The 13455-nt window shown below is 69.2% G+C and carries 11 protein-coding genes, 1 tRNA gene and 1 riboswitch; of the genes, 8 read left to right on the top strand and 4 right to left on the bottom strand.

What is annotated here, in order from left to right:
* Positions 1–69: 69 nt before the first annotated feature.
* Positions 70–232: riboswitch (cyclic di-AMP (ydaO/yuaA leader) on the top strand.
* A gap of 3 nt (positions 233–235) precedes the next feature.
* The 7 genes from AB0D34_RS36930 (at position 236) to AB0D34_RS36900 (ending at position 7910) form a co-directional block, all read left to right on the top strand.
* Positions 236–919, top strand: coding sequence for a transglycosylase family protein (locus tag AB0D34_RS36930; RefSeq protein ID WP_362669903.1), 684 nt, complete (start codon positions 236–238; stop codon positions 917–919).
* 292 nt (positions 920–1211) lie between these two features.
* Entirely contained in the window at positions 1212–2498 is a 1287-nt protein-coding gene (eno, locus tag AB0D34_RS36925) for a phosphopyruvate hydratase (RefSeq protein WP_362670051.1), read from the top strand.
* A gap of 102 nt (positions 2499–2600) precedes the next feature.
* Positions 2601–3077 (top strand): septum formation initiator family protein, encoded by a 477-nt coding sequence (locus AB0D34_RS36920; protein ID WP_362669901.1) that lies wholly within the window; start codon positions 2601–2603, stop codon positions 3075–3077.
* A 43-nt stretch (positions 3078–3120) separates the two neighbouring features.
* Positions 3121–3657 (top strand): DUF501 domain-containing protein, encoded by a 537-nt coding sequence (locus AB0D34_RS36915; protein WP_362669897.1) that lies wholly within the window; start codon positions 3121–3123, stop codon positions 3655–3657.
* Positions 3654–4598: a Ppx/GppA phosphatase family protein gene (locus AB0D34_RS36910; RefSeq protein WP_362669894.1), complete on the top strand. Its 945-nt coding sequence runs from the start codon at positions 3654–3656 to the stop codon at positions 4596–4598. The genes AB0D34_RS36915 and AB0D34_RS36910 overlap by 4 nt, the downstream gene beginning before the upstream one ends.
* 432 nt (positions 4599–5030) lie before the next feature.
* Positions 5031–6407 carry an NAD(P)/FAD-dependent oxidoreductase gene (locus AB0D34_RS36905; RefSeq protein ID WP_362669891.1) on the top strand — a complete coding sequence of 459 codons (1377 nt, stop codon included), beginning with the start codon at positions 5031–5033 and terminating at the stop codon, positions 6405–6407.
* 204 nt (positions 6408–6611) lie between these two features.
* Complete coding sequence (locus AB0D34_RS36900; protein WP_362669888.1) at positions 6612–7910, top strand: class I SAM-dependent methyltransferase; 1299 nt, start codon at positions 6612–6614, stop codon at positions 7908–7910.
* Between the two features lie 239 nt (positions 7911–8149).
* Here AB0D34_RS36900 and AB0D34_RS36895 read toward each other — a convergent pair whose 3' ends face one another.
* Both AB0D34_RS36895 and AB0D34_RS36890 read right to left on the bottom strand, forming a co-directional pair.
* Positions 8150–10678, bottom strand: a complete 2529-nt coding sequence (locus AB0D34_RS36895; RefSeq protein ID WP_362669886.1) for an FtsX-like permease family protein — start codon at positions 10676–10678, stop codon at positions 8150–8152.
* Positions 10678–11448 (bottom strand): ABC transporter ATP-binding protein, encoded by a 771-nt coding sequence (locus AB0D34_RS36890; protein ID WP_362669883.1) that lies wholly within the window; start codon positions 11446–11448, stop codon positions 10678–10680. The genes AB0D34_RS36895 and AB0D34_RS36890 overlap by 1 nt, the downstream gene beginning before the upstream one ends.
* Positions 11449–11839: 391 nt before the next feature.
* On the opposite strand from AB0D34_RS36890, the gene AB0D34_RS36885 reads away from it, so the two are divergent.
* A tRNA-Leu gene (locus AB0D34_RS36885) sits at positions 11840–11923 on the top strand.
* Between the two features lie 59 nt (positions 11924–11982).
* Here AB0D34_RS36885 and AB0D34_RS36880 read toward each other — a convergent pair.
* Both AB0D34_RS36880 and AB0D34_RS36875 read right to left on the bottom strand, forming a co-directional pair.
* Complete coding sequence (locus AB0D34_RS36880) at positions 11983–12243, bottom strand: hypothetical protein (RefSeq protein ID WP_362669880.1); 261 nt, start codon at positions 12241–12243, stop codon at positions 11983–11985.
* Positions 12244–12938: 695 nt separating this feature from the next.
* Positions 12939–13325, bottom strand: coding sequence for a helix-turn-helix transcriptional regulator (locus AB0D34_RS36875; protein ID WP_362669878.1), 387 nt, complete (start codon positions 13323–13325; stop codon positions 12939–12941).
* Positions 13326–13455 lie beyond the last annotated feature (130 nt).

Genomic DNA, 13455 nt, shown 5'->3' with positions numbered 1-13455 from the left:
ACCGCTCGGCAACCCGAGCCCCGTCTGTCGCAACGCCGAATCCTGCCAGCGGCCGTACGGGAACAGTCGTCGCGTCAAGCGCCGTAGGCAGGAGCGGGGGACCCAAGGTAAGCGCCGGGCCCAGCAGTTCACGCTGGACCGGCTTGGGGTGAAGTCACGCAACTCGCGTGACCGGGCAACTCAACCGGCCCGAACCCGACAGCTCACCTCGCAGGCGTCGGTGAGGGGATCCACCATGCTGTTTTCCGGCAAGGGCAAGCACCGTCGTCCGTCCAAGGCCACCCGCGCCGCCGCCATCGCCGGCGTCACCGGTGTCGCCATCGCCGCCCCGCTGATGGCGACCGGCACCGCCTCCGCCGCCACCGCCTCCGAGTGGGACGCCGTCGCCCAGTGCGAGTCCGGTGGCAACTGGTCCATCAACACCGGCAACGGCTACTACGGCGGTCTGCAGTTCTCCGCCTCCACCTGGGCCGCGTACGGCGGCACCGCCTACGCCGCGCAGGCCAACCAGGCCTCCAAGGCCCAGCAGATAGCCGTCGCCGAGAAGGTCCTCGCCTCCCAGGGCAAGGGTGCCTGGCCGAACTGCGGTGTGGGCCTGTCCAGCGCCGCCTACAACGGCAGCAGCCCCTCCTCGAGCTCCGCGGACTCGGACTCGAACACGAGCAGCCGTTCGACCGAGGAGCAGAGCGCCTCGCGTTCGTCCGAGCGTCCGGCCACGAAGAAGACCGTCACCACCCCGACCGGCAAGAAGGTCAAGAAGGGCGACGGCGAGTACAAGGTCGTCAAGGGTGACACCCTCAGCTCGATCGCCGAGAAGCACAAGGTCAAGGGCGGCTACCAGACGCTGTTCAAGCTGAACAAGGACATCATCGAGGACGCGAACCTCATCTACCCGGGCCAGCAGCTGCACCTCAAGTAAGGCCCAGCTGAACCACAGCGCCCTCACATCCGTGGTCCTCATACTGAAGGCCTCGTGAGGGTCCCCCCGTCCCCACGGGCTCCCCGCTCCGGTGCGTGTTCCCCCGTACGCACCGGGGCGGGGTTTTTTCTGCCCGGTTTCCGGGAGCGTCTTTGTTCAGTTCAGAAACAATTTACTCTCGGTTCTGTCCAGGGGGCGGTCCACGCGGTGGCCGATCCACCCGAGCCGGTTAGGCTCGGTCTCGCAGAACCCACCGCGGTCCCGGCGGACCGTGTCACATCCCAAGAAGGAGATGCTCGTGCCGTCCATCGACGTCGTCGTAGCCCGGGAAATCCTGGACTCCCGAGGCAACCCCACGGTCGAGGTCGAGGTCGGCCTCGACGACGGCAGCACGGGTCGTGCCGCCGTCCCGTCCGGCGCCTCCACGGGCGCCTTCGAGGCCATCGAGCTCCGCGACGGCGACCCCAACCGCTACCTGGGCAAGGGTGTCGAGAAGGCCGTCCTCGCCGTCATGGACCAGATCGGCCCGGAGCTCGTCGGCTACGACGCCACCGAGCAGCGCCTGATCGACCAGGCGATGTTCGACCTGGACGCCACCGACAACAAGGGCGCGCTCGGCGCCAACGCCATCCTCGGTGTCTCCCTCGCCGTCGCCCACGCCGCCTCCGAGGCCAGCGACCTCCCGCTCTTCCGCTACCTGGGCGGCCCGAACGCGCACCTGCTGCCGGTGCCGATGATGAACATCCTGAACGGCGGCTCGCACGCCGACTCCAACGTGGACATCCAGGAGTTCATGATCGCCCCGATCGGCGCGGAGTCCTTCTCCGAGGCGCTGCGCTGGGGCGCCGAGGTCTACCACACCCTCAAGAAGGTGCTGAAGACCAAGGGCCTGTCCACGGGCCTCGGCGACGAGGGCGGCTTCGCCCCGAACCTGGAGTCCAACCGCGCCGCGCTCGACCTCATCGTCGAGGCCATCAAGCAGGCCGGTTACGTCCCCGGTGAGCAGATCGCGCTCGCGCTCGACGTCGCCGCGTCCGAGTTCTACAAGGACGGCAAGTACGAGTTCGAGGGCAAGTCCCGCTCGGCCGCCGAGATGACCGAGTACTACGAGGAGCTCGTGGCGGCCTACCCGCTCGTCTCCATCGAGGACCCGCTGTTCGAGGACGACTGGGCCGGCTGGAAGGTCATCACCGACAAGCTGGGCGACAAGGTCCAGATCGTCGGCGACGACCTCTTCGTCACCAACCCGGAGCGCCTGGCCCGCGGCATCGAGGAGGGCTCCGCCAACGCCCTCCTGGTCAAGGTGAACCAGATCGGTTCGCTGACCGAGACCCTGGACGCCGTCGAGATGGCCCAGCGCAACGGCTTCAAGTGCATGATGTCCCACCGCTCCGGCGAGACCGAGGACGTCACCATCGCCGACCTCGCCGTCGCGGTGAACTGCGGCCAGATCAAGACCGGCGCCCCGGCCCGCTCGGACCGCGTCGCCAAGTACAACCAGCTCCTGCGCATCGAGGAGATCCTGGACGACGCGGCGGTGTACGCCGGCCGTTCGGCGTTCCCGCGCTTCAAGGGCTGATCTCGGCAGGGCTAAGGCTTCGCCAGTCGTACGTACGTCCCCGCACCGGTCCCGTACCGTGTGCGGGGACGTACGCGCGTGTGAGTAAGGAGAGATGGGGACATGGCCGTCAAGGACCGGGACCGTTTCTCCACCGCGACCAGGATCAAGCTGCTCGGTGAGCAGACGGCGGCCCGTGTCTACCGGTCTCAGACCAGACGGCAGGCCCGCCGCTCCCGGCTGACCGGCCGGGCCGCGCTGCTCGCCCTCGTGGTGTGCACGCTGGTGGTGGCGCTGGCGTACCCGATAAGGCAGTACGTCTCCCAGCGTGCCGAGATCGCCGACCTCCAGCGGGAGAAGGCGCAGGCCGCCGAGCGCGTCGAGAAGCTGCGTGACCTCAAGGCGCGCTGGCAGGACGACGCGTACGCGGAGCAGCAGATCCGGCAGCGGTTGCACTACGTGATGCCGGGGGAGACGGGGTTCATCGTCGTCGACCCGGACGCGGCCAAGCAGTCGCGCACCGACCTCGGGGCGGCCGACCGCCCCTGGTACGCCAACGTCTGGGACGGGGTCGACAAGTCCGACGCCTCCGACCAGTGAGACCGTGAGACTCAGAGTCCCAGAGAGCTAGAGAAAGACAGGCATGGAAACGCCCCCGCCGAGCACGCCCCGCACCGAGCCCACCGACGCCGACGTCGAGGCCTTCAAGCAGCAGCTCGGGCGGCCGCCGCGCGGGCTGCGGGCGATCGCGCACCGCTGCCCCTGCGGACAGCCGGACGTGGTGGAGACGGCCCCTCGCCTCCCCGACGGCACGCCCTTCCCGACGACGTACTACCTGACGTGCCCGCGTGCCGCCTCGGCGATCGGCACGCTGGAGGCGAACGGCGTCATGAAGGAGATGACGGAGCGGCTGCAGACCGACCCCGAGCTCGCCGCCGCGTACCGTGCCGCGCACGAGGACTACATCGCCCGACGTGACGCCATCGAGGTCCTGGAGGGCTTCCCCAGCGCGGGCGGCATGCCGGACCGGGTGAAGTGCCTGCACGTCCTGGTGGGCCACTCGCTGGCCGCGGGCCCGGGCGTCAACCCGCTGGGCGACGAGGCGATCGCGATGCTGCCGGAGTGGTGGCGCAAGGGGGCGTGTGTGAGCCTCGCCGAGCAGAAGGAGGGCGACCAGTGACCCGGGTCGCCGCCGTCGACTGCGGTACGAACTCGATCCGGCTGCTCGTCGCCGACTGTGACCCGGTCACGGGTGAACTCGTCGAACTGGACCGCCGTATGACCATCGTGCGCCTTGGACAGGGGGTCGACCGGACCGGGCGGCTCGCGCCCGAGGCGCTGGAGCGGACCTTCGCGGCGTGCCGGGAGTACGCGGCGGTGATCAAGGAGCACGGGGCGGAGCGGCTGCGGTTCGTCGCCACGTCCGCGTCCCGGGACGCGGAGAACCGGGACGAGTTCGTACGGGGGGTCCTCGACATCCTCGGGGTCGAGCCGGAGGTCATCTCGGGGGACCAGGAGGCGGAGTTCTCCTTCACCGGGGCGACCAAGGAGCTCACGGGCAGCGACCACCTGGCCAAGCCGTATCTCGTCGTGGACATCGGCGGCGGGTCGACGGAGTTCGTCGTCGGCGAGGACACCGTGATCGCGGGCCGGTCCGTCGACATCGGCTGCGTACGGATGACCGAGCGCCATCTCGTCGACGGGAACGGCCAGGTCAGCGACCCGCCGACCGCTGAACAGATCGAGGCGATCCGGCAGGACATCGTCGAGGCGCTGGACCTGGTGACACAGGTGGTGCCGCTGACCGCGGCCCGCACGCTGGTCGGCCTGGCCGGCTCGGTGACGACGGTGGCGGCGCTCGCACTCGGCCTGGACGAGTACGACTCCGCGGCGATCCACCAGTCCCGGATTCCCTTCGAGAAGGTCGCCGAGCTCACCGACTGGCTACTGACCTCCACGCATGCCGAGCGTGCGGCCAAGACGGTCATACACCCGGGCCGGGTCGACGTGATCGCGTCCGGTGCCCTCGTACTCCGCCTGATCATGGAGTGGATCGGGGCCCGCGAGGTCGTCGTGAGCGAGCACGACATCCTCGACGGCATCGCGTGGTCGATCGCGTAGCCCTGTGCAGGCACCTCTGCTGAGCAGGAAGAACAACGTATGAGCGCGTCCGAGGGGCCCTTCGGGGCCCCTCGCTGACGTGGCGCCGAGAAAGTTCGTGAAGTTCTTCACAAGGAATTGGGCCCTGTCGGACGACGAATGTGGGCCGGTTGACCCTTCCGGGGGCCCAACGCCCGTGTGAACACGTTCAAAACGGTGGGATGCGGACCTCGTGCGAGGGGTGCGTGAGCGGGTCGCGAGGGCCCCTCACGGGACCGTCTTCAGCACGGAGAGGCAGCTCACGCGGCATTGACAACGGGAGGCCCTGCACGGTGGTTCCTGTTCCGCAACATGACGTGGATCACGCGAGCGGCGGAGGATAACACACCCTCTGCAAGAGCTTGTGAAGGGGCGCACGAGCGACCCCCCTGAGGCGGGTGGATACTCGATGGCATGAGCACCACGGAGCGTCCCAGGATCCTCGTAGTAGGCGGTGGGTACGTAGGCCTGTACGCAGCTCGGCGCATTCTCAAGAAGATGCGCTACGGCGAGGCGACCGTCACGGTCGTCGACCCCCGGTCGTACATGACCTACCAGCCCTTCCTCCCCGAAACCGCCGCCGGCAACATCTCCCCGCGCCACGTCGTCGTCCCGCTGCGACGCGTGCTGCCGAAGGCGGAGGTTCTCACCGGTCGGGTCACCACCATCGACCAGGACCGCAAGGTCGCCACGATCGCCCCGCTGGTCGGCGAGGCGTACGAGCTGCCCTTCGACTACCTGGTGATCGCGCTCGGCGCGGTCTCCCGCACCTTCCCGATCCCCGGCCTCGCCGAGCAGGGCATCGGCATGAAGGGCATCGAGGAGGCCATCGGCCTGCGCAACCACGTCCTTGAGCAGCTCGACAAGGCCGACTCCACGACCGACGAGGAGATCCGCCGCAAGGCGCTCACCTTCTGCTTCATCGGCGGTGGCTTCGCCGGCGCCGAGACCATCGGCGAGGTCGAGGACCTGGCCCGCGACGCGGCCAAGTACTACACCAACGTCTCCCGCGAGGACATGCGCTTCATCCTCGTCGACGCCGCCGACAAGATCCTTCCCGAGGTCGGCCCCAAGCTCGGCCAGTACGGCAAGGAGCACCTGGAGAGCCGGGGCGTGGAGATCTACCTCTCCACCTCGATGGACTCCTGCGTTGACGGCCACGTGGTGCTGAAGAACGGCCTGGAGGTCGACTCCAGCACCATCGTGTGGACCGCCGGCGTCAAGCCGAACCCGGTCCTCGCCCGCTACGGCCTTCCGCTGGGCCCGCGCGGCCACGTGGACACCGCCCCGACCCTCCAGGTCCAGGGCACCGACTACATCTGGGCCGCCGGCGACAACGCCCAGGTCCCGGACGTCGCCGCCCGCAAGGCCGGCGTCGAGAACGCCTGGTGCCCGCCGAACGCGCAGCACGCGCTGCGGCAGGCGCGGGTCCTCGGCGACAACGTGATCTCCGGGATGCGCGGCTTCCCGCAGAAGGAGTACGCGCACTCCAACAAGGGCGCCGTCGCGGGTCTCGGCCTGCACAAGGGCGTCGCGATGATCGTCATGGGCAAGATGAAGATCAAGCTCAAGGGCCGTCTCGCCTGGTACATGCACCGCGGCTACCACGGTCTGGCCATGCCGACCTGGAACCGCAAGGTCCGCGTCTTCGCCGACTGGACCCTCGGTATGTTCCTCAAGCGCGAGGTCGTCTCCCTCGGCGCGATGGAGCACCCGCGCGAGGAGTTCTACGAGGCCGCGAAGCCCGTGCCGGCCGCCGAGCCGAAGAAGACCGAGGCCAAGGCCTCCTGACCGGTTCCGGTCACTGATCGACGCCGAAGGACCTCCCGCCATCCGTGGTGCGGGAGGTCCTTCGGCGTTCCCCGGCCGCGACGGATATACATGGTTGCTGCATCTGTTTTGCTCGGACATGACCTGACTCCGGGACTGCTCCCCGCCGCGTCGCTGTTTACCAAAGTGGACAATTCCGGGATCCTCGTCACGGAGGTGTGCGCAATGGCAGATGCCGCGCTGCGGCTCAGAGGCCTCTTCGAACAATTGCTGGGCGTGCCGCTACCGGTGCGGATCCGCGCCTGGGACGGCTCGGAGGCGGGGCCGCCCGACGCCCCCGCGCTGGTCGTGCGCAACCGGCGGGCCGTGCGCCGACTGCTGTTCAAACCGGGTGAACTGGGGCTGGCGCGTGCCTGGGTCGCAGGTGACCTGGACATCGAAGGCGACCTCTACACGGCGCTCGACCTGGTCTCCGGGCTCGTCTGGGAGCGCGGGGAGGACGCCAGGACCCTGACGCAGGCCCTGCGCGACCCCGAGGTGCGGTCCGCCGTACGCGGCCTGGTCGCCCTCGCCGGACCGCCGCTGCCGCCCGCCCCGCCGCCCGAGGAGATCCGAAGGGCCCGCGGCCATCTGCACACCAGGCGCAGCGACAAGCGGGCCGTCAGCCACCACTACGACGTCGGCAACGGCTTCTACGAGATCGTCCTCGGCCCCTCGATGGTGTACTCGTGCGCCTACTGGGAGGCGCCCGAGCCCGACGGCACCCTGGAGGACGCCCAGCGCGACAAGCTCGACCTCGTCTGCCGCAAGCTCGGCCTCGGGGCCGGGCAGAGACTCCTCGACGTCGGCTGCGGCTGGGGCTCGATGGCCATCCACGCCGCCCGCGAGTACGGCGTGAACGTCGTCGGCATCACCCTCTCCCAGGAGCAGGCGGCCTACGCCCGCAAGCGCGTCGCCGACGAGGGACTCACCGACCGGGTCGAGATCCGGGTGCAGGACTACCGGGACGTCGCCGACGGGCCGTACGACGCGATCTCGTCCATCGGCATGGCCGAACACGTCGGTGCTGAACGGTATTTGGAGTACGCCGAGAGCCTGCTGAAGCTCCTCAAGCCCGGCGGGCGGCTGCTCAACCACCAGATCGCCCGGCGCCCGCAGCGCGACGAATCGGCGTACCACCTCGACGGGTTCATCGACGCGTACGTCTTTCCCGACGGCGAACTCGCCCCGCTCGGCACCACCGTGACCCAGCTGGAGCGGGCCGGGTTCGAGGTGCGGGACGTCGAGTCGATCCGTGAGCACTACGCCCACACCCTGCGTCGCTGGGTCACCAACCTGGAGTCCCAGTGGGAGCGCGCGGTCCACAGCGCCGGTCCCGGGCGGGCCCGCGTCTGGCGGCTCTACATGGCCGCCTGCGCCCTCGCCTTCGAACGCAACCGCATCGGCGTCAACCAGGTCCTCGCCGTCCGCACCCCGGAATCCGGCACCTCCGGCCTGCCGTTGCGGGCCCGCACCTGGAACTGAGTCCGGGGACCGGCCGGGGGCGTGTTGTCCGGCTGCGGGTCGTCTGTGGCTGGTCGCGCCCACGCGGCGGTAGCCGCACATCGACACAGCCCCGCGCCCCTGGGGGTCCCAGTCGCCGGTGTCGAGATGGTCTGGCTCGTCTTCGGCGTCGCTCTCGGTGTCCGTGGCGGTCTTGTCGGTGGGGCGGGCCGGGAGAAGGGCCCGCCGCCCCCTCCGCGACGGGCCCCGACCGGGTGCGGCTACTCCGCCTTGATGGCGGCCAGCATGTTCATCCTCGCCGCCCTGCGGGCCGGCCACAGCGCGGCGAGGATGCCGACCGTCGCCGCCAGGAGGAGGAAGACCGCCATCCGGGCCCAGGGCAGGACGAGTTCGTACGTCGCCATCCTCGTGCCGAGCAGCTCACCGGCCGCCCAGCCGAAGAACACGCCCAGGCCGATGCCGAGTACCCCGCCGAACAGGGAGATCACCAGGGACTCCAGACGGACCATCCGCTTGATGCCCTTGCGGTCCAGGCCGATCGCACGGAGCATCCCGATCTCCTGGGAGCGCTCGAAGACCGACATGGCAAGGGTGTTGACGACCCCGAGGACCGCGACGATCACGGCCATGGCGAGCAGGCCGTAGAGCATGTTCAGCATCAGCGTGAACATCTGCGCGATGGAGTCGGAGAGGTCCTTCTTGTCCTGGACCTTGATGGCCGGGTTGGAGCCGAGGGCCTTCTCCAGCCTGTCCTTGGTGGCGTCGGAGGTGCCGCCGGACGTCTTCAGCATGACCTGCATGTCGGACAGCTCGCTCAGGTGCGGACTGAGGGTCGCGGTGTCGAGCATGATGCCGCTGATCAGCTCGTTGCCCTCGTAGACCCCGGCGACCGTGAGCCGCTGCGACTTGCCGTCCTCGTAGTGGACGGTGAAGGTCGAACCCGCCTTCCAGCCGAAGGACTTGGCCCTGTCCTTGTCCACGACCACCTGCGTGCCGCCGACCTCGAAGGTGCCGTCGTCGACCTTGAGGTCCGTCAGCTTGCCGATAGCGGAGCCGTTGACGCCGGTCAGGTACTCGGTCTGGCCGTCGATGCGGGAGGCCGCGTTGCGCAACGGGCTGACGGCGGTGACGTCGTCGACCTTCGCCAGCTTCTTCTCGACGTCCGGCGAGAGCTCGTTGCCGTTCGCCATGGAGACCACGTAGTCCGCCTTGACGGCTGCCGACGCCATCTTGTCGATCGACTTCTGGAGGCTGCCCGCCATCACCGTCATGCCGGTGATCAGGGTGAGGCCGATCATCAGCGCGGAGGCGGTGGCGGCCGTACGGCGCGGGTTGCGCACGGAGTTCTGGCGGGCCAGCTTCCCGGAGATGCCGAACACACGCATGAGCGGGGCCGCAGCCGCGATCAGCGGTCGGGACAGGAGGGGGGTGAGGATGAAGACACCGATGATCAGCAGGACCGCGCCCAGACCCATGGGGGCCTGACCGTCCGAGCCCTCCATCGTCGTCGCGGCCAGGATGACGGCGACACCCGCCCCGCTGAACAGCGCGCCCAGCGTGTTGCGCAGCACCAGCGACTTGGTCGTCGCCTTCGCGTGCACGCTGCTCATCGCCGCGACCGGCGGGATCTTCGCGGCCCTGCGGCCCGGGAGCCAGGCCGCCAGCATGGTGATCAGGACACCGACCGCGAGGGCCGCTCCGACCGTGCCCGGGGTGACGATGAGCGGGCCGTCCGGGACGGTCGCGCCGAGCGTGCCCATCAGCGACTTGAGCCCGGCCCCGATCCCGATACCGGCCACCAGACCCGTCACGGCGGCGACCAGACCGACCACGAACGCCTCGATCAGCACCGACCGCGTGACCTGCCTACGGGACGCGCCGACCGCCCGCAGCAGCGCGAGCTCCTTGGTGCGCTGGGCGACCAGCATGGTGAAGGTGTTGGCGATGATGAAGGTGCCGACGAACAGCGCGATGCCCGCGAAGACCAGCAGGCCCTGCTTGAGACCGGCCATCGAGGCGGAGATCATCTCGGCCTGGTCGTCGGCCAGTTGCTCACCGGTCTCGGTCTCCACCAGGTCCGAGGGGAGCGCCTTGTCCAGTGCCGCCCGCAGCGCGGTCTGGGAGGTGCCGGAGGCCGCCTTCACGTCGATCTCGTCGTACGTCCCCGGCTTGCCGAACAGCTTCTGGGCGGTGGCCGTGTCGAACAGCGCGAGGCTGCCGCCGGCCGCGACATTGCCGTCGTCGGTGGTGAAGATGCCGGTGACGACCGGCTTCAGCACCGGGCCGTCGACCGAGATGCGCACGGTGTCGCCGACCTTGTAGCCGGCCCGCTTCGCGGTCTCCGAGTCGATCGCGACCTGGTTCGCGCCGTGCGGTGCGGCGCCCTCGGCCAGCGGGTACCGGGGGTCCTTGGACCCGTAGTAGTTGCCGCCCTGCGACTGGAAGCCGCCGCCGATGAGCTTGCCGTCCTTGTCGGCGATGGCGGTGAAGCCGCTGACGACGCCGATGGCGTTCGCCGCGCCCGGGACCTTGGCGCTCTTGTCCAGCAGGGCCTGGGTCAGCTCGTGGCGCTTGCCGATCCTGTTGCCCTTGTCCTCGTCCCATTTGGGGGTGACGGCGACGTCGACCTGGTCGAATCCCTTGGCCGAACTCTTCTGGTAGGCCTCGGAGATGGTGTTGGTGAAGACGAGGGTGCCGGACACGAACGCCACGCCGAGCATCACGGCGAGCACGGTCATCAGCAGCCTGGCCTTGTGCGCGAGTACGTTGCGCAGGGCGGTGCGGAACATCAGGAGGTACGGCCCTTCGCGTCGAACTGCTTCATGAAATCAAGCACGTTGTCGGCGGTGGGCTGGTACATCTCGTCGACGATCCGGCCGTCGGCGAGGAACACCACCCGGTCCGCGTACGCCGCGGCCACCGGGTCGTGGGTCACCATGACGACCGTCTGCCCCAGCTCCCGTACGGAGTTGCGCAGGAAGCCCAGGACCTCGGCGCCGGAGCGCGAGTCGAGGTTTCCGGTCGGTTCGTCGCCGAAGATGATGTCGGGCTTGGACGCGAGCGCCCGGGCCACGGCGACGCGCTGTTGCTGGCCGCCGGAGAGCTGGGCGGGACGATGGCTCAGACGGTCCCGCAGTCCGACCATCTGGATGACCGAATCCAGCCACTGCTTGTCCGGTTTGCGGCCAGCGATGTCCATCGGGAGCGTGATGTTCTCCAGGGCGGTCAGGGTCGGCAGCAGGTTGAACGCCTGGAAGATGAAGCCGATCTTGTCCCGCCGCAGCTTGGTCAGCTGCTTGTCCTTCAGTGAGCCCAGTTCGGTCTCGCCGATGCGGACCGAACCGGAGGAGAAGGTGTCCAGGCCGGCCACGCAGTGCATCAGCGTGGACTTGCCGGAGCCGGAGGGGCCCATGATCGCGGTGAACTCGGCCTGCCGGAACTCGCAGGTGACCCGGTCCAGGGCGACCACCTGGGTCTCGCCCTGTCCGTAGATCTTCGACAGATCCGTGGCGCGTGCGGCCACGGTGGTGGTCCGGCCGGCGACGGGGGTGGTGGTCACGGGATGGAACTCCTAGCGGGACGGCGTCGTTGAAGTACGCCTTCCATCGTGCTGGCCGTCCCGGGGCGTGTAGTCAGTCCCAGTCCTGGTTCCGAAGGCAGACTTCGGACGGACCGGACGGCTCGGCGTCATACCTGGGGATGACGGCGGGGCCTGATCCCGGCGCGCGCGGAGAACAGGTGGAGCCCCCTCGTTCGGGCGGTGAAATTCCGTCATTCCGCATGCGCGGCCGAGTGCCCCACGCAACGCTATTGGCAAGTGCGGATGGCCTGTTCCATGGTCTGATGCACCCTCAGACATCAATAAAATAAGACAACATCGGTCCGCCCGTCCGCTGTTGGAAGGATGCGTCCCGATAGGCTCGGAACTTCAAACGCGGAGCCCATGACCTGCCCGGATGGTGGAATGCAGACACGGCGAGCTTAAACCTCGCTGCCCCTTCGCGGGCGTGCCGGTTCAAGTCCGGCTCCGGGCACTTCCCGCCCACGCGGTGATCTCGCGCGCGTGGGCCGTCACTCCGTCGTCACCCCGGCGTCATCCCTCGTAGACGGTCAGTACGGCACCGTCGATCTCGATCCTGCGGCCGGCGCGCAGGCCGTCGCGGCGCAGTGTTCTCAGACACGTGTGGAAGACGGGCAGTTCGTCCGCGTCCAGGACGGCGGCGGCCAGTTGTACGAGTTCCATCACTGACTCGTCGGTCAGTACGTCGGGCAGTTCGCCGGAGAGCAGAACGACCGATTCACCGGCGGGCCCGCGGACCACGGCTGTGGCCGGGCCGCCATGCACGAACAACACATTCCCCCCTGGGAGCCCGGGGTCGTGCGGCTCTCGCTCCTCGGGCAGGACGAGAGACTAGCGGGGGGAGTCCGGCGCTTTCGGCCACAGTCGAATTCTTTTTCCGACTTCACGGAAGAGTGAACATCCGCGATCGCGGACCGCCGGGACCGGCTTCCGGACGGTCACTTCCTTGGCCAGGGGTTGGGGTGTGGGAGCTTTCGGGGGGTGGCGTTTCTGGGGTGTGGGGGGAGTTGTGGGTGGCCGGGGTGGGGCCGGGCCGTTGGCTGGGGGTGGGGGCGGGGGCGGGCCCGGGGTGCTTCGCGGTGCGGGCCGTACGGCCCTGTCTCGTACGCCCCTCTCCGGTGCGGGGTCCGGATAGCTCGCGGCGGCTTGTGGAGATGCGTCCGGGGCTGGGTTCGGTTCCCGGGTGGCCTGCCTCCTCCGCGGTGCCGCCCGGGTTTCGGGCGGTCTCGTCGTCGGTGGCGGGGCGGGTCTCGGGGGTCTCGCGGGGTGGGTCGGCTTCCCGGGGGTGGTTCCGGGGTGCTGGCTGGTTTTCGGGCCGGTCTCTTCCGCGGAGTGGGTCGGCTTCCCGGTGTGGTCTCGCTTGAGGGTGGGCTCTTCCGCGGTGTGGGTCGGATTGCTGGGGGTCGGTGCCGCCGGGGTGAGTCGGCTTTTCGGGGTCGGGTTCGCGGAGGGGGCCGGCTTGTCCGGGGTTAGTTCTTCGGGGTGCGGTCCAGCAGGGACTCGACCAGCGCGGCCACGTGGCGGCGGTCGTCGGCTGAGAGTTTCTGGACGCTGGCGATGAGGAGGTCGACCTCGGGGTCGGCCGGGTGGGCGGCGGTGTCCTCGGTGGCGGGGGTGCCGTACACGTGGATGCCGCAGGCCTCGGCGGCGGCGCGGCGGACGGTGTCCAGCGGGAGTTCCAGGCCCTTGGACAGGCCCTCCAACGTGGTCGACTGGGGCATGCGGACGACCCTGTCGGTGGTCGCCAGGTGGTGGACGGTGGAGCGCGGCACGCCACCGCGTCGGGCCACGTCGCCGTAGGACCAGCCCTTGCGGTCGAGGCGCTCACGGATCAACTGCTGGAGTGCGTTGGCCACGGGTGGGTCACTTCCTGCTCGCCGCTCGGCGGAACCGTCCATGTCGGGGCCGATTCTACGGGCGGGCCCACCCGCCGCCGAAAGGGTGATTCCCCGAACGGGTTGCGCAACGCCCCCGCGAGGCCCTAGT

This window comes from Streptomyces sp. NPDC048420, assembly GCF_040651535.1.
GTDB lineage: Bacteria > Actinomycetota > Actinomycetes > Streptomycetales > Streptomycetaceae > Streptomyces.
The sequence above is the reverse complement of the archived record's forward strand: the minus strand, read 5'-3'. Positions and strand labels throughout refer to the sequence as shown.

What these genes read in the sequence shown, in the direction of transcription:
- AB0D34_RS36920 (WP_362669901.1), top strand. Translation starts at nt 2,601, where the DNA reads ATGGCCGTCAAGGACCGGGACCGTTTCTCCACCGCGACCAGGATCAAG.
- AB0D34_RS36930 (WP_362669903.1), top strand. Translation starts at nt 236, where the DNA reads ATGCTGTTTTCCGGCAAGGGCAAGCACCGTCGTCCGTCCAAGGCCACC.
- AB0D34_RS36905 (WP_362669891.1), top strand. Translation starts at nt 5,031, where the DNA reads ATGAGCACCACGGAGCGTCCCAGGATCCTCGTAGTAGGCGGTGGGTAC.
- AB0D34_RS36915 (WP_362669897.1), top strand. Translation starts at nt 3,121, where the DNA reads ATGGAAACGCCCCCGCCGAGCACGCCCCGCACCGAGCCCACCGACGCC.
- eno (WP_362670051.1), top strand. Translation starts at nt 1,212, where the DNA reads ATGCTCGTGCCGTCCATCGACGTCGTCGTAGCCCGGGAAATCCTGGAC.
- AB0D34_RS36900 (WP_362669888.1), top strand. Translation starts at nt 6,612, where the DNA reads ATGGCAGATGCCGCGCTGCGGCTCAGAGGCCTCTTCGAACAATTGCTG.
- AB0D34_RS36895 (WP_362669886.1), bottom strand. Translation starts at nt 10,678, where the DNA reads ATGTTCCGCACCGCCCTGCGCAACGTACTCGCGCACAAGGCCAGGCTG.